Source organism: Methylobacterium oryzae, assembly GCF_036441375.1.
Taxonomy (GTDB): Bacteria; Pseudomonadota; Alphaproteobacteria; order Rhizobiales; family Beijerinckiaceae; genus Methylobacterium; species Methylobacterium oryzae_A.
The window spans coordinates 501362-521465 of record NZ_MLCA01000010.1 but is presented as its reverse complement, the minus strand read 5'-3'; the positions used below and the strand labels follow the sequence as shown (position 1 = coordinate 521465).

Annotated in this window: 21 protein-coding genes and 2 pseudogenes; 16 read left to right on the top strand and 7 right to left on the bottom strand. The window is 72.9% G+C overall.

The annotated features are described in order from the left end of the window. Positions 1-17 precede the first annotated feature (17 nt). Both MOTC310_RS20900 and MOTC310_RS20895 read left to right on the top strand, forming a co-directional pair. Positions 18-1490 (top strand): M81 family metallopeptidase, encoded by a 1473-nt coding sequence (locus MOTC310_RS20900; protein WP_331303152.1) that lies wholly within the window; start codon positions 18-20, stop codon positions 1488-1490. 8 nt (positions 1491-1498) lie between these two features. After that, positions 1499-2641, top strand: coding sequence for a M20/M25/M40 family metallo-hydrolase (locus tag MOTC310_RS20895; protein ID WP_331303380.1), 1143 nt, complete (start codon positions 1499-1501; stop codon positions 2639-2641). Between the two features lie 17 nt (positions 2642-2658). Here MOTC310_RS20895 and MOTC310_RS20890 read toward each other — a convergent pair whose 3' ends face one another. Beyond that, positions 2659-2823 carry a hypothetical protein gene (locus MOTC310_RS20890; protein WP_331290961.1) on the bottom strand — a complete coding sequence of 55 codons (165 nt, stop codon included), beginning with the start codon at positions 2821-2823 and terminating at the stop codon, positions 2659-2661. 73 nt (positions 2824-2896) lie between these two features. Beyond that, a complete protein-coding gene (locus MOTC310_RS20885) occupies positions 2897-4291 on the bottom strand; it encodes an amidase family protein (protein WP_331303151.1) in 1395 nt (464 codons plus the stop codon). A gap of 317 nt (positions 4292-4608) precedes the next feature. On the opposite strand from MOTC310_RS20885, the gene MOTC310_RS20880 reads away from it, so the two are divergent. Beyond that, on the top strand, positions 4609-4770 hold the full coding sequence (locus MOTC310_RS20880; protein WP_012317896.1) for a hypothetical protein: 162 nt from the start codon (positions 4609-4611) through the stop codon (positions 4768-4770). 63 nt (positions 4771-4833) lie between these two features. Here MOTC310_RS20880 and MOTC310_RS20875 read toward each other — a convergent pair whose 3' ends face one another. Together MOTC310_RS20875 and MOTC310_RS20870 are read right to left on the bottom strand one after the other, a co-directional pair. Continuing rightward, complete coding sequence (locus MOTC310_RS20875; protein ID WP_331290959.1) at positions 4834-5757, bottom strand: metallophosphoesterase family protein; 924 nt, start codon at positions 5755-5757, stop codon at positions 4834-4836. Positions 5758-5821: 64 nt separating this feature from the next. Further along, a pseudogene (locus tag MOTC310_RS20870) lies at positions 5822-6337 on the bottom strand (VIT1/CCC1 transporter family protein); the annotation flags it as partial. Positions 6338-6606: 269 nt separating this feature from the next. Here MOTC310_RS20870 and MOTC310_RS20865 point away from each other — a divergent pair. The 3 genes and pseudogenes from MOTC310_RS20865 to lpxK form a co-directional block, all read left to right on the top strand. Then, the gene (locus MOTC310_RS20865; protein ID WP_331303150.1) at positions 6607-7392 is read left to right on the top strand and encodes a lysophospholipid acyltransferase family protein; all 786 of its coding nucleotides are present in this window, start codon (positions 6607-6609) and stop codon (positions 7390-7392) included. Continuing rightward, complete coding sequence (locus tag MOTC310_RS20860) at positions 7389-8720, top strand: 3-deoxy-D-manno-octulosonic acid transferase (protein ID WP_331303149.1); 1332 nt, start codon at positions 7389-7391, stop codon at positions 8718-8720. The genes MOTC310_RS20865 and MOTC310_RS20860 overlap by 4 nt, the downstream gene beginning before the upstream one ends. Before the next feature lie 3 nt (positions 8721-8723). Continuing rightward, a pseudogene (gene lpxK, locus MOTC310_RS20855) lies at positions 8724-9638 on the top strand (tetraacyldisaccharide 4'-kinase); the annotation flags it as partial. Between the two features lie 3 nt (positions 9639-9641). Here the strand turns inward: lpxK and MOTC310_RS20850 are convergent. Further along, on the bottom strand, positions 9642-9860 hold the full coding sequence (locus MOTC310_RS20850; protein WP_331290955.1) for a DUF2093 domain-containing protein: 219 nt from the start codon (positions 9858-9860) through the stop codon (positions 9642-9644). A gap of 62 nt (positions 9861-9922) precedes the next feature. Further along, positions 9923-10909 carry a bifunctional riboflavin kinase/FAD synthetase gene (locus tag MOTC310_RS20845; protein WP_331303147.1) on the bottom strand — a complete coding sequence of 329 codons (987 nt, stop codon included), beginning with the start codon at positions 10907-10909 and terminating at the stop codon, positions 9923-9925. Between the two features lie 311 nt (positions 10910-11220). Here MOTC310_RS20845 and MOTC310_RS20840 point away from each other — a divergent pair, with 311 nt between their 5' ends. The 6 genes from MOTC310_RS20840 (at position 11221) to MOTC310_RS20815 (ending at position 15319) form a co-directional block, all read left to right on the top strand. Continuing rightward, positions 11221-11604: a response regulator gene (locus MOTC310_RS20840; protein WP_012317888.1), complete on the top strand. Its 384-nt coding sequence runs from the start codon at positions 11221-11223 to the stop codon at positions 11602-11604. Positions 11605-11715: 111 nt separating this feature from the next. Beyond that, a complete protein-coding gene (locus MOTC310_RS20835) occupies positions 11716-12249 on the top strand; it encodes a protein phosphatase CheZ (RefSeq protein WP_331290952.1) in 534 nt (177 codons plus the stop codon). A gap of 119 nt (positions 12250-12368) precedes the next feature. Continuing rightward, the gene (locus MOTC310_RS20830) at positions 12369-13154 is read left to right on the top strand and encodes a creatininase family protein (protein WP_331303146.1); all 786 of its coding nucleotides are present in this window, start codon (positions 12369-12371) and stop codon (positions 13152-13154) included. Between the two features lie 70 nt (positions 13155-13224). After that, a complete protein-coding gene (locus MOTC310_RS20825; protein ID WP_331303145.1) occupies positions 13225-13962 on the top strand; it encodes a DUF1223 domain-containing protein in 738 nt (245 codons plus the stop codon). Positions 13963-14072: 110 nt separating this feature from the next. Further along, on the top strand, positions 14073-14630 hold the full coding sequence (locus tag MOTC310_RS20820) for a sigma-70 family RNA polymerase sigma factor (RefSeq protein ID WP_331303144.1): 558 nt from the start codon (positions 14073-14075) through the stop codon (positions 14628-14630). Beyond that, a complete protein-coding gene (locus MOTC310_RS20815; protein ID WP_331303143.1) occupies positions 14630-15319 on the top strand; it encodes an NrsF family protein in 690 nt (229 codons plus the stop codon). The genes MOTC310_RS20820 and MOTC310_RS20815 overlap by 1 nt, the downstream gene beginning before the upstream one ends. A 72-nt stretch (positions 15320-15391) precedes the next feature. On the opposite strand, the gene MOTC310_RS20810 is transcribed toward MOTC310_RS20815, so the two are convergent. Further along, positions 15392-15883, bottom strand: coding sequence for a YcgN family cysteine cluster protein (locus MOTC310_RS20810; RefSeq protein ID WP_331290947.1), 492 nt, complete (start codon positions 15881-15883; stop codon positions 15392-15394). 293 nt (positions 15884-16176) lie between these two features. On the opposite strand from MOTC310_RS20810, the gene MOTC310_RS20805 reads away from it, so the two are divergent. The 4 genes from MOTC310_RS20805 (at position 16177) to MOTC310_RS20790 (ending at position 20094) form a co-directional block, all read left to right on the top strand. Next, complete coding sequence (locus MOTC310_RS20805) at positions 16177-18471, top strand: transglycosylase domain-containing protein (protein ID WP_331290946.1); 2295 nt, start codon at positions 16177-16179, stop codon at positions 18469-18471. 4 nt (positions 18472-18475) lie between these two features. Next, positions 18476-19159 carry a DUF1214 domain-containing protein gene (locus MOTC310_RS20800; RefSeq protein WP_331290945.1) on the top strand — a complete coding sequence of 228 codons (684 nt, stop codon included), beginning with the start codon at positions 18476-18478 and terminating at the stop codon, positions 19157-19159. Further along, positions 19147-19791, top strand: a complete 645-nt coding sequence (locus MOTC310_RS20795; RefSeq protein ID WP_331303142.1) for a DUF1254 domain-containing protein — start codon at positions 19147-19149, stop codon at positions 19789-19791. Before MOTC310_RS20800 ends, MOTC310_RS20795 begins: the two co-directional genes overlap by 13 nt. Before the next feature lie 123 nt (positions 19792-19914). Next, positions 19915-20094 carry a hypothetical protein gene (locus tag MOTC310_RS20790; RefSeq protein ID WP_331303141.1) on the top strand — a complete coding sequence of 60 codons (180 nt, stop codon included), beginning with the start codon at positions 19915-19917 and terminating at the stop codon, positions 20092-20094. Positions 20095-20104: the final 10 nt, after the last annotated feature.

The window sequence follows — 20104 nt, the reverse complement described above, 5'->3', positions numbered from 1 at the left end:
CGGATTGGGACAGGACCTTGAAGATCTTCATCGCCGGCCTCGCCACCGAGACCAACACTTTCGCGCCGCTGCCCACCGGGCGGTCGGCATTCCTCGCCGACTACGCGCGCCGGGACGGCAGCCGGAACCCGCCGAGCCTCAGCAATATCGGCCTCAAGGCCTGGCGCGCGCTGGCCGAGGCGGACGGGCACACCGTCGTCGAGAGCCTGTCCACCTTCGCGCAGCCCGGCGGGATCACCCTGCGGGGCGTCTACGAGGAGCTGCGCGACGCCCTGCTGGAGGACCTGGAGGCCGCGATGCCGGTCGACGCGGTGCTGCTGTTCATGCACGGGGCCATGGTGGCCGAGGGGTACGACGACTGCGAGGGCGACACCCTGGAGCGGGTCCGCGCCATCGTGGGACCGGACGCCACGATCGGCGTCGAGCTCGACCTCCACTGCCACCTCACCGAGACGATGCGGGCCAGCGCCGACGTCATCGTGATCTACAAGGAATACCCGCACACCGACATCGTCGACCGCGCCCGCGACCTGTACCCGCTGGTCGTCCGGACCGTGGCGAAGGACATCCGCCCGGTGATGGCCTACGCCGACTGCCGGATCGTCAACATGTGGCGCACCAGCCGCGAGCCGGTCGCGGGCTTCGTGCGCCGGATGGAGGCGCTGGAGGGGCGCGACGGCATCCTGTCGGTCTCATTCGGGCACGGCTTCCCCTGGGGCGACGTGGCCGATGTCGGCGCCAAGATGCTGGTCGTGGCCGACGGCGATGCCGGCAAGGCACAGGCGCTGGCCAACGAGCTGGCCGGTGCCGTCTGGGCGATGCGGGAGGAGGCGGCGAGCCGCTGCGACACGATCGACGCGGCCATTGACCGGGCGCTCGCCTCCGGCGACCCGCGCCCGATGGTGCTCGCGGATTTCGCCGACAATGCCGGCGCGGGCGCGCCCTCCGACAACACCGCGATCCTCGCCCGCCTCGCCGAGCGGGGCATCGCGGACGTGGCGCTCGGCCTGATCTGGGATCCCGGCGCGGTCGGCATCTGCCACGAGGCCGGACTCGGCGCGACCTTCACGCTCCGCATCGGCGGCAAGTGCGGCGTCACCTCGGGTGACCCGGTAAACCTGCGCGTCACCGTGCGCGGCCTCTCGGACGACCACAGCCAGACCGGCCTCAGCGGCGGCCGGGCCCATCTCGGCCCCGCGGCCTGGGTCGAGGCGGACGGGATCCACGTGGTGCTGACCCACAAGCGCCAGCAGGCCTTCGCGCCCGACGCCTTCACGGGCCTCGGCCTGAGCCTCGACGACAAGCGGATCGTCGTGGTGAAGTCGATGCAGCACTTCTACGCCGCCTTCGCGCCGATCGCGAGCGAGGTCCGCTACGTCGCGGCGCCCGGCGCCGTCCCGCCCGATTACGGCGCGATCCCCTACACCAAGCGGTCCGGTCTCTACTGGCCGCGGGTCGCCGATCCGTTCGCCGAGGAGAAAGCCCGATGATACCGGAGATGATCCCGGACCTGCCCTTCGACGCGCGCGACATCCTCGCGACCCTGGAGCCCTGGGTCCTGTGCGAGAGCCCGACCCACGACGCGGCGGCGGTCAACCGCATGATGGGCGTCGCCGCCCGCGATCTCGCGCTCCTCGGGGCGACCGTCGAGACGATCCCGGGCCGCATGGGCCTGAGCGACTGCGTCCGCGCCCGGTTCCCGCACCGGGACCGCGACGCGCCCGGCATCCTGGTGCTCGGCCATCTCGACACGGTGCATCCGGTCGGCACCCTCGGCAGCCTGCCGTGGCGGATCGAGGGCGACCGCGCCTACGGTCCCGGCATCCTCGACATGAAGGGCGGCAACGTCGTCGCGCTGGCGGCGATCCGTGCCCTGGCGGCGGCCGGGATCGAGACGCCGTTGCCGGTGACCGTCCTGTTCACCGGCGACGAGGAGGTCGGCAGCCCCTCCACCCGCGACCTGATCGAGGCGGAGGCCGCCCGCCACGCCTTCGTGCTGGTGCCCGAACCCGGCCAGCCCGAGAACGGCGTGGTCACCGGGCGCTACGCCATCGCCCGCTTCGACCTGGAGGCCCTGGGTCGCCCGAGTCACGCCGGCGCATCGCCCCACGAGGGGCGCTCGGCGATCCGCGCGATGGCGCGCAAGATCCTCGCCATCGACGCGCTGTCGGATGCCGACTGCACCGTCTCGACCGGGATCGTCTCGGGCGGGCAGTGGGTGAACTGCGTCCCGACCGTCTGCCGCGGGCAGGCGCTCAGCATGGCCAAGCGGCAGGCCGACCTCGACCGCGGCGTCGAGCGGATGCTGGCCCTGTCGGGCGAGGAGGACGGCGTCCGCTTCACCGTGTCCCGGGGCGTGACCCGGCCGGTCTGGGAGCCGGACGCGGGTTGCATGGCGCTCTACGAGCGGGCGCGCGCGCTGAGCAAGGCGCTCGGGCAGCCCCTGCCCCATCGCAGCGCCGGCGGCGGCTCGGACGGCAACTTCACCGGCGCCAACGGCGTCCCGACCCTCGACGGGCTCGGACCGCTGGGCCAGGGCTACCACACCCTGGAGGAGCACGTGCTGATCGAGACCCTGCCGCAGCGTGCCCGGCTGTTCGCGGCCCTGCTGGCAAATCTCGGCGGCACCGGCCGGCCCTGAGGCCGGCCGCGCCGGTGTCAGGCGCGACCCAGGCCGAGGGTTGCGACCGCCAGCGCGCCCAGCAGGCCACCCGCGGTGCCGCCGCCGAAGAAGCCCGCCAGGGCGAGGAGCGGCCCCGACGGCGCGGCCAAGAGGCAGGTCAGGGTGCTTCCCAGGCACCCGGCGGTGGCGATCATCGACATGCTGCGCCTTCTGCAACCAATGGTTGTAAAAGCGGGGCAGCGACGCTTCGGTTCCGGCGGACGCGGTTCCGCCTCAGGCCGGGTCGACCGGCATCTCCGGCACGCCGCCGGCCTCAATCGCCGCGCCGGCCGCGAGGCAGAGGTCTTCCCGGTAGCGGGCGGCGACCAGCTGAACGCCGACGGGGGTCCGCCCGACGAGGCCGGTCGTCACCGTGAGCGCCGGGACGCCGATCGGCGCCAGCCCGACCTGCAGCAGGTTCGCCTCGAAGGCCCGGGCGATCCCGGCCTCGCCGGTGCGGTCGAGACCGTCCGGGAAGGGCAACTCCCCCGAGACCGGGACCAGCAGCACGGGGTTCTCGGCGAGGAACAGCGCCCAGTCCCGCACCAGCGTCGCGCGCCGGGTCAGCGCCCAGGCGATGGCGTCGGGCGCCATCGCCTGGGCCCTCGGCCGGAAGCTCTCCAGGAGACCGATCGCCGCCGGATCCCCCTCCCGCTCCGCCGCCGCCCGGACCGCCGCGTAGCCGTCGCCGAGCCAGAGCTGGAGCTGGAGCTCGCTCGCCTCGCGGATCGGCGGCGTGTCGGCGATCTCCATGACTGCCCAGCCGGCCTCGCTGAGGCGCCGCGCGGACTCGCGCAGGGCAGTCTCGACCTCCGGTGCGGTTGCGAGCCCTCCGGGCCGCACGCAGAGGGCGATTTTGCGCGCGACCGGCGGCCCGTCCAGCGGTGCCGGCACCCACCACGGGTCGCGCGGATCCGGCGCCGCCATGACCTCGAGGCCGAGGCGCACGTCGGCGATGCTGCGGGCGAGCGGGCCCGAGACCGCCATCAGCTGGGGTCCGATGCCGCGCTCGGGCGAGGACGCGTTCCAGGCCGGGATCCGGCCCAGGCTCGGCCGCAGCCCGTGCACCCCGCAGGCATAGGCCGGGTAGCGCACCGAGCCGGCGATGTCGGTGCCGTGGGCGATGGCCCCGATCCCCGCCGCAACCGCGGCGCCGGCGCCCCCGGACGAGCCGCCGGGCGTCAGCGCCGGATCGCGGGGATTCTTGGTGTCGCCGTGGAGCTGGTTGGTGGTGAACCAGCGCAATGAGAAGGCCGGTGTGTTGGTGCGCCCGAGGAGCACGGCGCCGGCCCGGCGCAGGTTGGCGACGACGGGATTGTCGTCCGTGGCCACGAGGTCGCGCTGGAGGCGCAGCCCGTTCGTCGTCGCGAAGCCGCGCTGGTCGGCGTTGACCTTGACGGTGACCGGCACGCCCGCGAGCGGGCCGGGGTCTTTGCCGCGCGCCCGGGCGGCGTCCACCGCGTCCGCCTGCGCCAGCACGTCCTCCGGCCGGTGCTCGACCACGGCGTTGATCCGCCCGTTGACCGCCTCCAGCCGGTCGAGGGCGTCCCGCGCGACCTCCCGGGCCGAGACCTGGCCGGAGCGGATCAGGGCCGCGAGGTCGGTCGCCGTCAGACGCCAGAGCTGCATGGGGGTTCCTTTCGCGCCCGGACGGGCGGGGTCCATCCTACGATTCGCACCGCCCGAGCGGCTCTCGGCCGGCGCGCGCAGCATATTCAAAATGCAAGACGGCGGCCGCTTTTTTGCGCATCCGCGGATTGCGAGCCCGGACAAGGCTTTGCCGCGTTGCAGCGGAAAGACCTAAGCATTTCGACGTATACGGCCCTTGCCACCCCTGGAACGACTGTTAACCTCGGCCTCGTTCGCGCGTTCGACCGGCCAATCCAACGAGAAGGGACGATTTCCTCAGACGAAGGCAGGCAATCTCCAGCATAAGGCAGGCTCCCATGGCAGAGGTGATTCGCGTCAGGCCGACTCACGACGGCACCTATACCGTGTATCGCGGGACACTCGCGTTGATATGCGGTCTCACCCGCCTCCAGGCCGAGCGCTACGAAGCGAGTCTCAGCCGACAGCAGCGCGCCGACCTCGCGGTCGCCGGCATCTGATCCGCACTGTTACCGATTACCGGGCCGGCGCCGCCGCCAGGGCGGCCGTGCCGGCTCACGATCTCAGGCGGGATCTGGACCGTCGAGATCCAGTGTGCCGAGATCGTTCACGGCGCCCGACGCGTCGAGGCCCCGCCGACGGGCCGTGACCGAGAATCCCCGCTCCGCCCGGTCGATCTCGAACAGCAGGTAGGAGGCCCGGCGCGACGCGATCGCCCCGTGGCCGTCCGGGCGCGCCGAGGCGGAAGGCGCGCCGATGACCGGAACACCCCGTCCGTCCGGCCCCGCGATCCGGGCGGCGCTGGTGACGTGATTGTGACCGTGCAGGATCAGGTCCGCCCCGGCCCGCGCGATCATCGCGGTGAGTGCGGCGGCGTCCTTCAACTCGCGCCCCGGCGAGGCGCCCCCGGGCTGCGGCGGGTGGTGGATCATCACCACCCGGAAGGGCCGTCCCGGCTCGGTGGCCAGGGCGCGGAGCAGGGTCTCGGTCGCGGCCAGCTGCGACGCGCCGAGGCGGCCGGTCGCCACGAAGGGTTTCGTCGGGATCGCGCTGGACAGGCCGACCAGGGCCAGCGGGCCGCGCCGCCGCAGGTACGGGAAGTGGCCCCAGGAGCCCGAATCGTCCCCGGTGTAGCGGCCGCACGCGGCGAGCAGGCCTTCCAGGGAGCCGCGGACATAGGCGTCGTGGTTGCCCGGCACGAAGCTCACCGCTTCCGGGGCGCCCAGCGCCTCCAGGAAGGTCCGGGCGGTCTCCCACTCGCTCGGCAGGCCGATGTTGCACAGGTCGCCCGTGCAGGCGACGTGTTCGGCCCCCTGTGCCTTCAGGTCGGTGACCAGCGCCTCCAGCACGGTCATGTCGTGGCTGCGCGAGCGCCCCCGCCGCCAGTTGGCGTAGCCGGTGACGCGCTTGCCGATGAGATGGCGGAGGCGCACCCGGCCGAGGGGCCCGACATGCGGATCGCTGAGATGGGCGAGGCGAAAGGTCAACGCCGGTGGTCACCCTCGACACGGGGACAGGAGGCGCCCCGCATCGCGGGCGCGGCGCGTCCCGTCAAGCGCTTCCGATCAGCATCCCGACGACCAGCACCAGCGCGCCGCCGAGCATGACCTGCAGGGCCGCGCGCCAGAACGGCGTCGCCATGAAGCGCGTGCGGATCGCCGCGATGACCGCGAGTTCCACGACCACCACCAAGACTGCGAGGCTGGTGGCCAGGACGAACGGGTTCGGCCAGCCGGCCGGGAGCGTGTCCGGAATCGCGTAGGGCAGCGTGTGGCCCAGGCCGCCGAGCGCGGTCATCGCCCCGCAGACGAGGCCGCGCAGCCACGGGTCGCCGCGGCCCGTGACGGCGCCGTCGTCCGACAGGGCCTCGGTGAATCCCATGCTGATGCCGGCCCCGACCGAGGCCGCGAGCCCCACCAGGAAGGTCGCGCCGTTGTGGCCCGTCGCGAACGCCGCCGCGAAGATCGGCGCGAGGGTCGAGACCGAGCCGTCGATCAGGCCCGCGAGGCCGGGCTGCACGTAGCGCAGCACGAAGGTCCGGCGCGCCTCGGCGTGCAGTTCGGCGGCGCTTTCGAGGACGGCGGCCATGCGAGTCTCCTTCTTTGGACCAGTTCCAATCTATAGTCTGGAATTGGTCTAAACAAGGCCGCTGCCGTGTTTTCGCCGCGCCGCAGGAGCATCCGCCAGGCCGGACAGGCGGCCGATCCCGGCAGCCTATCGGTGTGGTTGTGGGCGAGGCCGATTGTCTCGTCTCGGGCGCGGGAGCTAGACCATGCGCGGTCGGATTCGATCCGGAACTGATCGGGCGATGGCGGTCGAGCCGCCTCAGGCGTGACATGGGCCTCGGCAAGCGTATCCTCCGTCATCCCGCTGTGCAGCACGTCCTCGGCCGCGTCGCCGCGGCCTATCTGCGGCTCGTGCAGGTCACGAACCGCTTCGAGGTCCACGCGGCCGGGGTGGCCCCGGGCGGCGTGGATGGCTGGATGGACGCGCGGCTGCCGCTCATCGCCGGCATGTGGCACGGGCAGCACATCATGATGCCGTTCATGCGCCGGCCGGGCGATCGGGTCGCCACGATCATCTCCAAGAATCCCGACGGCAACATCAACACCATTGCGCTGGAGCGCCTCGGCGTGCGCGTGATCCGGGCCTCCGGCGCCCGCGGTCGGAGCCGGGCCAGCGACACCCGCGCCAAGGGCGGCGCGGAGGGTTTCCGGGCGATGCTGCGGGCCCTCAAGGCCGGCGAGTCGGTAGCCTTCAGCGCGGACGTGCCGAAGGTGTCGCGCCGGTGCGACGCCGGGATCCTGACGCTGGCGCGTTTCTCGGGCCGGCCGATCGTTCCCGCCGCCGTCGTGACGAGCCGGCACCTGCGCTTCAAGTCGTGGGACCGCGCCTGCCTCGGCCTGCCCTTCGGGCGCGGGGCGGTCGTGCTTGGCGAGCCCGTCTACGTCGCGCGCGACTGCGAGGGTGAGGCGTTCGAGGCGCTTCGGCGCCACGTCGAGGCCGAGATGAACCGCGTCCATGCTCGCGCCTACGCGCTGGTCGGCCGCGCCGACCGGGCCGCGCTCTACCGCGAGGCGCCCGAGGTGACAGGCTCCGTGCCGGCGGGAGACCTCGCGTGAGGCGCCCCTCGGTGACCCTGCCGCTGCAGGCCTACCGGGCCGGCCTGCGCATCGGCGAGCCGGCGCTGACCGGTCTGCTCGCGTGGCGCGCGCAGCGCGGCAAGGAGGATCCGCGCCGGCTTCCGGAGCGGCGGGGCCTGCCCGGGCGAGCCCGGCCGGTCGGGCCGCTGGCCTGGATGCACGGCGCGAGCGTCGGCGAGGCCCTGTCGTTGATCGGGCTCGTCGAGGGCATGATCGCCCGCGGCTTCTCGGTCCTCGTCACCACCGGCACGCGCGCGGCCGCCGAACTGGTCGGCGTCCGGCTGCCCCCGGGCGCGGTGCATCAGTACATGCCCCTGGACGCGCCGCGGTGGGTCGGACGGTTCCTCGATCACTGGCAGCCGGACCTCGCTGTGATCGCCGAGTCGGAGATCTGGCCGAACACGATCCTGGCGCTCGACGAGCGCGAGATCCCGCTGATCCTGGTCAACGGGCGGATGTCGGAGCGCTCGTTCCGGGGGTGGGAGCGCTGCCCGCGCACCGCGAAGGCGCTCCTGGCGCGGATCGCGATCTGCCTCACGCAGACCCAGGAGGACGGCGAGCGCTTCGCCAAGCTCGGCGCACCGCGGGTGAGCATCGCCGGCAACCTGAAATTCGACGCGTCGGTGCCGCCGGCCGACGCGCAGCAGCTCGCCTACTTGGGGTCCATGGTGGCCGGCCGACCGGTCTGGGTCGCGGCGAGCACCCATCCCGGCGAGGAGGCCATGGTCGCCTACGCGCACGCGATGCTGAAGGCGCAGTTTCCCCAGCTCCTGACCATCGTCGCCCCGCGCCACCCGGCCCGGGGGGGCGAGGCCGTCGCCTGCGCGAACGCCGTCGGCCTGCGCAGCGCGCAGCGGTCCACCGGCGGGCGCCCCCATCCCTCGATCGAGGTCTACGTCGCCGACACGATCGGCGAGCTGGGGCTGTTCTACCGCCTCAGCCCCCTGGTCTTCCTCGGCGGTTCCCTCGTTCCGCGGGGCGGCCAGAACCCGATCGAGCCCCTGCGCCTCGAGTCGGCGGTGCTGCACGGGCCGCACACCGAGAATTTCGGCGTGATCTACCAAGCCCTGGACCGCGCCGGCGGAGCGATGCCGGTGCGCGACGGCGTCGAGCTGGCGGCGGTCGCCGCCGAACTCCTCGGTGACCGGGAGCGCCTCGCCGACATGGCCCGCGCCGGGCAGCGCGCCCTGGAACCGTTCGAGGGCGCGGTGGCGCGCACGCTCGCGGTCCTCGACCCGTTCGTGGCGCAGATGAAGCTCCAGCGCCTCGACAGGGGCAGCCCCGCGCGCCCGCTCGCGCGGGCCTGATGCGGCCGCCGGCACGGAGTGCTCGTGGCCCGGCGGATGGATCGCTCCGGCACGCCGGCCGGCTGCCCGGTCCTGTGCCTGGGCAACTTCACCCTCGGCGGTGCGGGCAAGACGCCGGCCGCCCTGGCGGTCGCGGGCCTCGTTGCCGAACTCGGCGCCGCGCCGGCCTTCCTGTCGCGCGGATACGGCGGCCGGCACGCGGGCCCGGTGCTGGTCGATCCCGAGCGCCACACCGCTGCCGAGGTCGGCGACGAGCCGCTGCTCCTCGCCCGCCGCGCGCCCGCGATCGTCGCCCGCGACCGGCCGGCCGGGGCTGCCCTGTGCCGGAGCCTCGGCGCCGACGTCATCGTGATGGATGACGGCCTCCAGAACCCGAGTCTGGCGAAGGATCTCAGCCTCGCGGTGGTCGACGGCCCGGCCGGCCTCGGCAACGGCCTGCCGTTCCCGGCGGGGCCGCTGCGCGCGCCGCTCGCCCGGCAATGGCCGCATGTCGGCGGTCTGATCGTGATCGGCGACGGGGCCGGGGGCGACGCGGTCGCCCGGGCGGCCGAGCAGCGCGGCCTGCCCGTCCACCGCGCGCGCCTCGTTCGGGAGGCGGACGATCTCGCGAGCCACCGCTGCCTCGCCTTCGCGGGCATCGGCCGCCCGGAGAAATTCTTCGCGACCCTCGCCGAAGCGGGGGCGGTGATCGTCGGGACCCGCCCGTTCCCCGATCATCATCCGTATCGGGAGCGCGAGCTGGCGGCTCTCGCCGCGGCGGCCCGGCGCCTCGACGCCGAGCTCGTCACCACCGAGAAGGACGCGGTGCGCCTCCCGCCGGCCTTCGCGGCGCGCGTGCGGGTCCTGCGCGTCCGCCTCGCGCTCGACGACGCGGAGGCCCTGCGCCGGCAGATCCGCGGCGCGCTCGGTGCGCCGTGACCGTCAGGGGCGGCCGGTTTCCTTCAGCCGCTTCAGGATCGCCTCCGGGGAGACATAAGCCTCCTGGCGCGTGGCGCTCCAGTAACGCAGCGCGTCGAGCTGGATCGGCTCGCCGGTCACCGCGCAGCGCACGAAGCTGCCGGGCTTGACCACCCGCATGGTACCGTCGCCGTACTCGACGACGGCCTCGCCGTTGTTCGCGCGCTCGTAACGACCCAGCACGTCCGCCTCCTGCCCGTTGATGCCTTCTACACGATCCGCGCGCCCCGCGATGCCCGCGTGGCTCAGGTCAGCATCGACGGGGTCTCATCCCGCGCCAGCATGGATCGCGCCGCGGCCGCATCGACATGCATCCGCTCGACCAGCGCGTCGGCGCTGGCGAACCGCGCCTCGCCGCGGATGTACCCGACGAACTCGACGGCGATGTCCTGCCCGTAGAGATCGCCGGAGAAGTCGAAGAGATAGGTCTCCAGCAGCGGTGCGCCGTCATCGAAGGTCGGGCGCCGCCCGTAGCTCGCCACGCCGTCGCGGAACGCGCCCGAGGCGAGGCGGACCCGCACCGCGTAGATGCCGTGCGCCAGCCCGCAATCGGCCAGCATCATGTTGGCGGTGGGGAAGCCCAGCTGGCGGCCGCGCTTGTCGCCGTGGCGGACGGCCCCGAGGACGAACCAGCGATAGCCGAGCAGCGCGTTGGCGCGGGCGACGTCGCCGGCCGCGAGGGCCGCGCGGATCGCGCTCGAGGAGACCGGCTCGGTCTCGGCGCCGAGGGCGACCGGCGCCACGATGCGGCAGCTCATCCCCGCCTCCCGGCACAGGTCGGCCAGGATCGCGGGTGTGCCCTCACGGCCACGGCCGAAATGGAAATCGTGGCCGACGACCACGCCGGACAGGCCCAGGGATCCCTTCAAAAAGTCGAGCACGAAGGCGCGGGCGCCGGTCTCCGCCAGGACCCCGTCGAAGCGGCGCACGATCAACCCGTCGAGGCCGAGATGCGCGAACACGATCTCCTTCGCGGCGAGGTCGGTCAGCCGGAACATCGGCGCGTCGGGCGTGAAGTACGCCCGCGGGTGCGGCTCGAAGGTCAGGATCGCGGACGGCCGGCCGGCCGCGCGGGCTGCGGCGCGCACGTCGTCGACGAGCGTCCGGTGCCCGAGATGGACCCCGTCGAAGTTGCCGATCGCTGCCACGGCCCCGGCCAGGGCCGGTGGGACGGGGGCGTCGGCGCGGCAGATCGTGCAGGGTCGCGCGGCCGTGTCGTCGCCTGGGGCCATCGGTTCGGGGTCGAGTGTCGGAGGGGTCGGATGGGTCGCCTGACATGTCCGCGAGGGGCCCGACGCGGCCGGACCCTGCCCAAAGGCGCCCGGAGGGTCAAGCGACGCGTCGCGGACCTCGTGCCGGCTCGCACCGGCCGCAGCGGCGCCGCGTGCGCGGCCATGCGCGGGCCGCGCCGATTAACGGCTTCGCAATGCGCATGCCCTATTTGAAATGCTGTGCAGCGCAGCTAAATTGCAGCGTTAGCGAAGCGTTAATCTATCCGGGAGCCGCCGCGGCTTCCCGCCGGGCAATACGGAGCAGTTGTTCGATGGCTCTCGACCTGAGCATGCCGATCCTCGTTGTCGACGATTACCAGACGATGGTCCGCATTATCCGCAATCTACTGAAGCAGCTCGGCTTCGAAGAGGTTGACGACGCTTCCGACGGGACGGAGGCCCTCGCGCGGCTGAAGGGTCGCAAGTACGGGCTGGTCATCTCCGACTGGAACATGGAGCCGATGACCGGCTACGAGCTGCTCCGTCACGTGCGGGCCGATGAAAATCTTCGGACGACTCCGTTCATCATGGTGACGGCCGAATCGAAGACCGAGAACGTGATCGCGGCCAAGAAGGCCGGCGTGAACAACTACATCGTCAAGCCCTTCAACGCGGCCACGCTGAAGTCGAAGATCGAGGCGGTCTGCGGGAGCTGATCGGCTCCCCTTCTTCGTCCCCCACGCCGTCCGGTCGGATCGCTCCGGCGCCGCCGGACGCCGAGACGTGGCGTGGCCGGCCAGGACGGCCACAGATCCGAGGAGAAGAGCATGTCGACAGCCGCCGCGCGGCAGCCCGATCTGCGGCTTCGGGAACCGCAGACGGTGATCGCCGAGCTGATCGAGATCGCGGATTACATCGCCCATCTCCGCGAGGAGATCGGGGCGTTGCGCGCGAACGAGATGAGTCGCGACCGGATCCCCATGGCGCACGAGGAGCTCGGCAGCGTCGTCGAGGCGACGGCCGGCGCCACCAACACGATCATGGAAGCCGCCGAGGCGATGCTCGGCCTGCCCGACGGGCCGGGCTACCGCGAGGCGGTCGAGGAGCGCATCAACACGATCTTCGAGGCTTGCGCGTTCCAGGACATCACCGGCCAGCGAATCGCCAAGGTGGTCGAATCGCTGCGGTTGTTCGAGCAGCGTCTCGCCCGCTTCGTCGGCGCCGTGAAGGCCCGCGACGCGGCCTCCATGGATCCCGCCGAGCGGGCCCGGCGGACCCGGGCCGAGGACCTCATGCTGAACGGCCCGCAGGCCGTGGAGGCCATGCCCTCCCAGGACGACATCGACGCGCTGTTCGCCTGACGCGATCCCGGCCGGCGCAGGGCCTGCCCTCGGCGCGGCGGTCGACTTGGCGGCGGCCTGCCGGCTAGATCGCCTCTCGGACCCGCCGCGCGGCGGGGCGAGAGGAGGGCGCGGCAGGGATGACGGCGCAGTTCTGGACCGAGCTGACCACCGAAGACTTGGCCGGCCGCGACATGCGGCGGGCGATCGCCGTGCTGCCGGTGGCCGCCATCGAGCAGCACGGGCCCCACCTGCCGCTCGCTACCGACACCTACATCGCCGAGGGCTATCTCGCCCGGGTGCGCGGGGATGTGCCGGCGGATCTCGACGTGCTGCTGCTGCCGGTCCAGATGGTGGGCAAGTCCGACGAGCACGACGCCTTTCCGGGCACGCTCTCGCTGGAGACCGGCACCGCCCTCGCCGCCTGGACGGGGATCGGCGCGGCCGTCCATCGCGCCGGCTGCCGCAAGCTGGTGATCGTCACGAGCCACGGCGGCAATAGCGCGCTCATCGATCTCGTGGCGGGCGAGCTGCGCGCCCGGTTCGGCATGGTCGCGGTCACGACGTCCTGGGCGCGGCTCGGCTATCCCGAGGGCCTGTTCCCGGCGGACGAGATTGCCCACGGCATCCATGCCGGCGGCATCGAGACGGCACTGATGCTGGCCCTGCGGCCGGATCTCGTCCGGACCGACCGGGTCGCGGATTTCCCGCCGCGCACGCTGTCGATGGTCCGCGCGTTCACCCACCTGCGCGCCGGCCGCCCCGCCGCCTTCGCGTGGAAGGCCGGCGACCTCCAGGCTTCGGGCGCCATGGGCGATGCGCGGCTCGGCACGGCCGAGGCCGGCCGCGCGGCGCTGGACCACGGCGCCCGGGCCTTCGTCGCGCTGCTGCGCGACGTTGACGCCTTCGAACTCGCTCCGGTGTAACCACCGCCGCGCCATCGCCGAAAGAGCCGATACGCCGGGCTCGAACCGCCGGCGTGCGGGAGTTCCGGCCATGCGCCCTACCCTCTTGATCGCCGCCGCCCTGCTGTGCGGAAGCCTCTACCCGGCCGACGCGGCGGAGCGCCCCGTCGTGGTGGAATTGTTCACCTCGCAGAGCTGCTCCTCCTGCCCGCCCGCGGAGGCGCTGATCGGCCGCCTCGCCCACGAGCCGGCGGGGACGCAGGGCGACGTCCTGCCGCTCGCGTTCCACGTCACCTACTGGAACCATCTCAATTGGCGGGATCGCTACGCCCTGCCGGCCGCCACCGCGCGCCAGGAGGCCTACGCGGCCCGCCTGGGCGGACCCACCTTCACGCCGCAGGCGGTGATCGACGGGCAGGTCGGCCTGGTCGGTTCCGACGAGGCCGGCCTGCGGGCCGCGATCGCCCGCGCCCGTGAGACCGGCTCCGGCATTTCCGTGGCGCTCGTCCGCGACGGCGCGCGCGTCGTCGCGCAGATCGGAGCCGGGCCCGGCGGCTCCGCGGGGCGCGTCCTGCTGGTCGGCTACGATCCGGGCCACACCACCCGGGTGCTGCGCGGCGAGAATGCCGGGCGCACCATCGAGCAGGCCAACATCGTCCGATCGCTGCACGAGATCGGGCGCTGGTCCGGTCCCGCCGTAACCCTCGCGTCGGCCCGTCCCGAGGGCGAGACGGCGGCCCTGCTGCTCCAGTCCGACGACGGGCGCATCCTCGGCGCCGCGCGCCTCGCCGCTTCCCCCGAAGAAACGGTCCCGGAGGCCGTGCGATGATCCTCGCCGTGCCGGGCGGGATGCCCACGGGCGGCTGGGCGCTGGCGTCGAGATCGGAGCGTGGGGTAGACACACCGCGTGCCGAGGGACGGAACGACGGCGGAGCCCGGATGGCGCTCGAACAGGAATTGGCGGCCCTGATGGTGGCCGCGCAGGGCGGTGACGCGGCCGCCTACCGCGCGCTGCTGAAGACCTGTCTGCCCGTGGTCTCGGCCATCGCGCGGGCGCAGGGCGTGCGCGGCGAGGCGGTGGACGATGTCGTGCAGGACGCGCTGATGACGGTCCACCGAGCCCGGGCGAGCTACGATCCCGCCCGGCCCTTCCTGCCCTGGCTGCGCGCCATCACCCAGCGGCGGGCGATCGATCGGCTGCGCCGGGCCGGGCGGCGCCCCCGGGAGGTCAACGACCCTCTGGCCTACGAGGCGGAGGTCGATCCGGGCCCGGCTCCCGGTCAGGGATTGGAGGCGCGGGACCGGGCCGCCGCCCTGGCCAGGGCGGTGGCGGCCCTGCCCGACGGGCAGCGGCAGGCGGTGGAGCATCTGGGCCTGCGCGAATTGTCGCTCGACGAGACCGCGGCCCTCACCGGCCGGAGCAAGGGGGCGCTCAAGGTGAACCTGCACCGGGCGCTGAAGGCGCTCCGGGCCAGCCTGACGCAGGAGCGGGAGTGATGGCCGGAGAGGGGAGCAACTGGGCCGGCGGCGACCTGTCCCGTCACGAGCGGCTCGTCGAGGAACTCGCCGGCGGGCTCGAACCCGTGCGGCCCCTGCCGACCCCGGAGGCCCGCGCCGCCCTCTGGCTCGGCGTCGCGCTGGTGCTCGGCGTCGTCCTCGCCGGCGGGATCGGGACCGGCGGGTTCATGCTGCGCATGCATGTGCCGGATCTGGCCCTCGCGGCGGTCGGCGCCGTGCTGACGGCGATCACGGCCGCGTTCGCGGCCTTCGCCACGAGCGTGCCGGGCCGCTCCAGCCGCTGGGCGCTGCTGCCGCTTCCGCCCCTGGCTCTCTGGATCGGTGCGAGCGGGCTGGGCTGCCTGCGCGACTGGATCGCGCCGGGGGCCGACCTGCCCGGCGAGCACACGATCACGGGCTGCTTCAGCTTCCTGATCTGCGTCTCGGTGCCGCTGTCCGTCCTGATCGTCGTGATGCTGCGGCGCGCCTGCCCGCTGCGGCCGAACCTCACGGCCGCCCTCGGGGGGCTGGCGGTGGCGGCGGCGGCGGCGGCGCTGCTGATGCCGGTCCACCCGCACGACGCCACCGCCACGGACCTGCTGTTCCACGCGGCGGCGGTCGCCATCGTGATCGCGGCGAACGGATTGGCCGGCGGCCGGCTGCTCGTCCGGCCATCCGGGATGGGCTAGCGCGCACCAGTCGAGGCGCGGGATCGCGAGCGCCGGGCCTGCGGGGGTCTGCGGGCGTCCGGCGCGGTCGCCTCAGGCGGCGGTGGGATCGAGGCCCGGCCAGTCCACGATCCGGTCGGGGAGCTCGTCCTCGGAGAATTCCTCCTCGTTGCCACTGAGCCGGCCGCGGACCGAGATGCCCGCCTCGTGCACGCTCGCGGCCCGGCCGGAGACCAGGGGGTGCCACGGGTAGAGCGGCTGCCCGTCGCGCACGAGCCGGTACGCGCAGGTCGGCGGCAGCCAGGCGATCGACCGCACCGCCTCCGGCGTAAGGCGCACGCAGTCGGGCACCCGCTTCTGCCGTCGGGCGTAGTCGCGGCACCGGCAGGTGAGGCCGTCGAGCAGCGTGCAGCCGATGTCGGTGTGGTGGACCGCGCCGGTATCCTCGTCCTCGAGCTTCATCAGGCAGCAGCGGCCGCAGCCGTCGCACAGGCTCTCCCACTCGGACGGGGTCATGGCTTCGAGCGTCTTGGTCCGCCAGAACGGCTCGACCGCCCCGCGGCGCGGCGCCTCGGGCTTGGGCATCGGAAAAGTCTCTCGGATGGGAAGGCGCCTCTCTGCCCGAGGCGCGGCACCGCTGCAAGCGTGACCGTCGATAAGCCCCATGCGACCGGATCGCCCCGTCGCGCGTTACGCCCAAGCTCGTCCGCGGCGAATCGCGAGACTGCGCAGAGCCTCGCCGCCGGTTCCGGATCCTGCTATGGACGACGGATGCCGCGCGGTGGCGCCGGCGCAGGGTTCGTGTCCGCGGCGCGGGCGCTCGACCATCCGCCGCCAGGATCCGCCGCAGAGGCGCTCGACAAGCCGGGTTCGACATCGTGCGCCTGCCGACGTTCACCGAGATCAAGGTCCGCCTCGAACGCGCCGCCCTCGCCTTCGACGCCTGGGTCAATGCGAGCCTGTACGACGGCGGCCAGTCGACGGGTGAGGCCTACGAGCGTTTCCGGCGCGTCATGAGCCGCTTCGCGGTGCGCGGCTGGAAGCGCGTGGCCCTCGACCTCACGAGCGAGGGCGTCACCATCGGGACCGGCGGCGCCATCCTGATGCTCGCTCTGGCGCAGCCCGCCTTCCACCTGACCAGCGAGAATTGGCTGAAGCAGCAGGACCTCGCCGTCACCTTCCTCGACCGTTACGGCACCGAGGTCGGTCGGCGCGGCATCAAGCACGACGACTCGCTGAAGCTCGACGAGTTTCCCGACATCATGATCAAGGCGCTGGTCTCGACGGAGGACCGGCGCTTCTACGAGCACTGGGGCATCGACCCGATCGGCACGCTGCGCGCGCTGGTGAACAATTCCCGCGGCGGCAGCGGCACGCAGGGCGGCTCCTCGATCACCCAGCAGCTCGCCAAGAACCTGTTCCTGACGAACGAGCGCTCCCTCGAGCGCAAGGTCAACGAGGCCTTCCTGGCCCTGTGGCTCGAGAGCCACCTCACCAAGAACGAGATCCTGAAGCTCTACCTCGACCGCGCCTATATGGGCGGCGGCACATTCGGCGCGGTGGCGGCGGCGGATTACTATTTCGGCAAGCCGCTCAAGGACATCAGCCTCGCGGAGGCCGCCATGCTGGCGGGCCTTTTCAAGGCGCCGACCAAGTACGCCCCGCACGTGAACCTGCCCGCGGCCCGCGCCCGGGCGGCGGACGTGCTGCACAACATGGTGGAGGCGGGCTTCGTCACCGAGGGCCAGATCCAGACGGCGCTCCGCAACCCCGCGACCCCGGTGACCCGCACCCGCGACATCACCGCCGACTACTACCTCGACTGGGCCTTCGGCGAGATCAAGGCGATGGCCGACGCGGGCAAGCTCCGCAACGACCGCGTGCTGATCGTGAAGACGCCGCTGGACCTCGCGATCCAGAAGCGCGCCGACGAGGTGGTGGCCGATATCCTGCGCAAATCCGGCGACGCCTACGACGTGGACGAGGCCGCGATGGTGATCCTCGATCCCGACGGGGCGCTGCGCGCCATGGTGGGCGGCGCCGATTACGGCGAGAGCCAGTTCAACCGCGCCACCGACGCGCTGCGCCAGCCCGGTTCGTCGTTCAAGCCCTACGTCTACTCGGCCGCCCTGAATTCGGGCCTGTTCAAGCCCGACACGACGGTGGTCGACAGCCCCGTCTGCATCGGCAACTGGTGCCCGCAGAATTACGGCCGCTCCTACGCCGGCCGGGTGCCGATGTGGCTCGCGGTGGCGAAGTCGATCAACACGATCCCGATCAAGATCTCCATCGCGCTGGGCAAGGCGATGGGCATCACCCACGAGGCCAGGGCCGCGAAGGCCGGCCGCGCGAAGATCATCGAACTCGCCCACAAGATGGGCATCACCTCGAACCTAATCGACACGGTCTCGATGCCGATCGGCTCGGACGAGGTGACGGTGATCGACCAGGCCGCCGGCTACGCGGTCTTCGCCAACGGCGGCTTCCGCGCCAAGCCCTACGCGGCCATGGAGGTGAAGAACTCGTCCGGCGAGGTGATCTACCGCCACGCCGACGAGGCGCCCGAGCGGGTGCTCGCGCCCCAGGTCGTGGCGGACATGAACTTCATGCTCAACAAGGTGGTCGAGGAGGGCACCGGCAAGCGGGCGCAGCTCGAGGGCGTGAAGGTGGCCGGCAAGTCCGGCACGACGAACGCCTACCGGGACGCGTGGTTCGTCGGCTACACCGGCAATTACGTCGGCGCCGTCTGGTTCGGCAACGACGACCACACCTCGACCAACAAGCTCACCGGCGGCTCCCTCCCGGCCCAGCTCTGGCACGACGTGATGGAGCCGGCCCACCAGGGCATCGAGATCAAGGGCCTGCCCGGCCTGAAGGAGAGCCCGCGCGCCGCCCAGCAGCAGGCTGCCGGCGGCTCGACCGCGCCGACCGATCCCAATGCCAGCGCTTACGGCAAACTCTCCCGCCGCTCCTTCGAGGTGATCAGCGGCCTGAACGGCCTGTTCCGCACCGTCGAGCGCGCCCCCGGATCCGCCACGGACGCGCCCTCCGGCGCCGGAGACGCGCCGAAGACCGGCCGGAAGCCCGGCGATCGGGCGGCGGCGCCGTCGGGTCAGCTGCGCGAGGTCGCCGAGGGCGCCCGCCCGGTCGGCGGCTTCACCGAGCTGCGGTGAGCGCATGAAGCTCACGATCCCCGACGCGTTCGGCCGGACCTCCGCGTTCGCCGGCGCCCCGCGCCGCGGCGCGGGGCGCTTCGTCCTGCGACTCTGGCGCAAGAGTTCGGTCGCCGGCCTCGCCGCCTACACCCTGGCGCTCGGCGCCGTCCTCGGACTCGCCAGCGCCGACTGGGCCACGAGCGGCGGCTACCCGTTCGGCGGCGTGCAGGTCGGCGCCTGGACCGCGTGGCCGCGGGCCGGCGCGGCGAACGCGGATCCCTACACCCGCGCCGTCAACGCGCGGCGCGGCGAGATCCCTCTGGCGGTCGGCGAGGGCCTGCTCCTGACGGCGGCGGCCGACGAGTCCGGGCAGGCGCTCGACGCCGCCTGCACCTACCAGATCGGCGGCGCCACGCCGCCCGCGCGCGCCTGGACCATCACGGTGGCCGGCCGCGGTCCGCGCGACCCCGGCCGCGCGCCCCTGCGCGAGGGATTCACCTCCACGGAGGTGCTGCGCACGGCCGACGGGCGGTTCGCGATCACGCTCGCGCCGGATGTCCAGCCGGGCAACTGGCTTCCGAGCCCGCGGGCGACCGGCCCGGTCCGCCTGGCCCTGCGCCTCTACGATACGCCCGTCGCCGCCAGCGTCGGGTCTCTCGACCGGAGTTCCGTGCCGGCGATCACCCGCCTGGGATGCGCCCCGTGAGCCTGCGCTTCGTCTACGCCACGCTGGTCGGCCTCGTGCTGGCCGGGATCGTCCATATCGCGGCGGTTCTGGTGATCCCCGGCCTGTCCGAGGCCGACGCCGTCTCGCGCGCCCGCACCAGCGAGAATCTGGACCACCCGCAATCGATCTACACGGTCGCGACCGGTGACGACCCCTCCCCGCCCGAGGCTTGGCTGCCGATCCCGGATCCGGCGGTCGCCGTGGGCGTCTGTGCCTACAACCTCGCGGACGGGCCGATGCGCGTCTCGGCCCGCACCGGACCGCTGTCCCTGTCGCTCGCCGCGCATGCCCGCCGCGGGGCGTTCTACGCGGTGACCGATCAGGCCGCGGTCCGCGGCGCCCTCGACCTCGTGATCCTGACCCGCGCCCAGTACGACGAGGCCCTCGCCGACGACGACGAGAACGATCCAAGTCGCGACGTGCGCATCGTCGCGCCCGACGCGCGCGGCTTCGTGGTGGTGCGGGTGATCGCCGGTCTCCCGAGCCAGCGGCCCGCCGCCAACGCCGCCGTTCAGGCCGTCTCCTGCACCACCGACACGCCTTCGGACGACGCGCCGGCGGGTAAGGACGCGTCCGGCAAGGATGCGTCCGGCAGAGGGGCTGGGCGCTGAGGGATGACGTCGAACGGGTTCACTGCGTCGGTCGACGGATGTCGAAACTCGGCGGCCCTTCGTTGCTCCGGGGCACCCGCCCGCGGTCACGATGTCGCCCGGCAACAGCCCCCGCGAGTCCGAATGCTCGCGGCGGAGGTCGTGCCGGTGCACCCGGCCGACGACGTTCCGGGACAGGTGACCGGAGCCGACGTGCGGCGAGCGGCCAACGTTGCCGCGACAGTCGCGCTGCTGTCATCCGGGCGGCCGCCCCGCGACGCGACCGCCGTGACCGTCCTCTGCGACACCGGGTTGAACTACTAGGTCTGGCTTC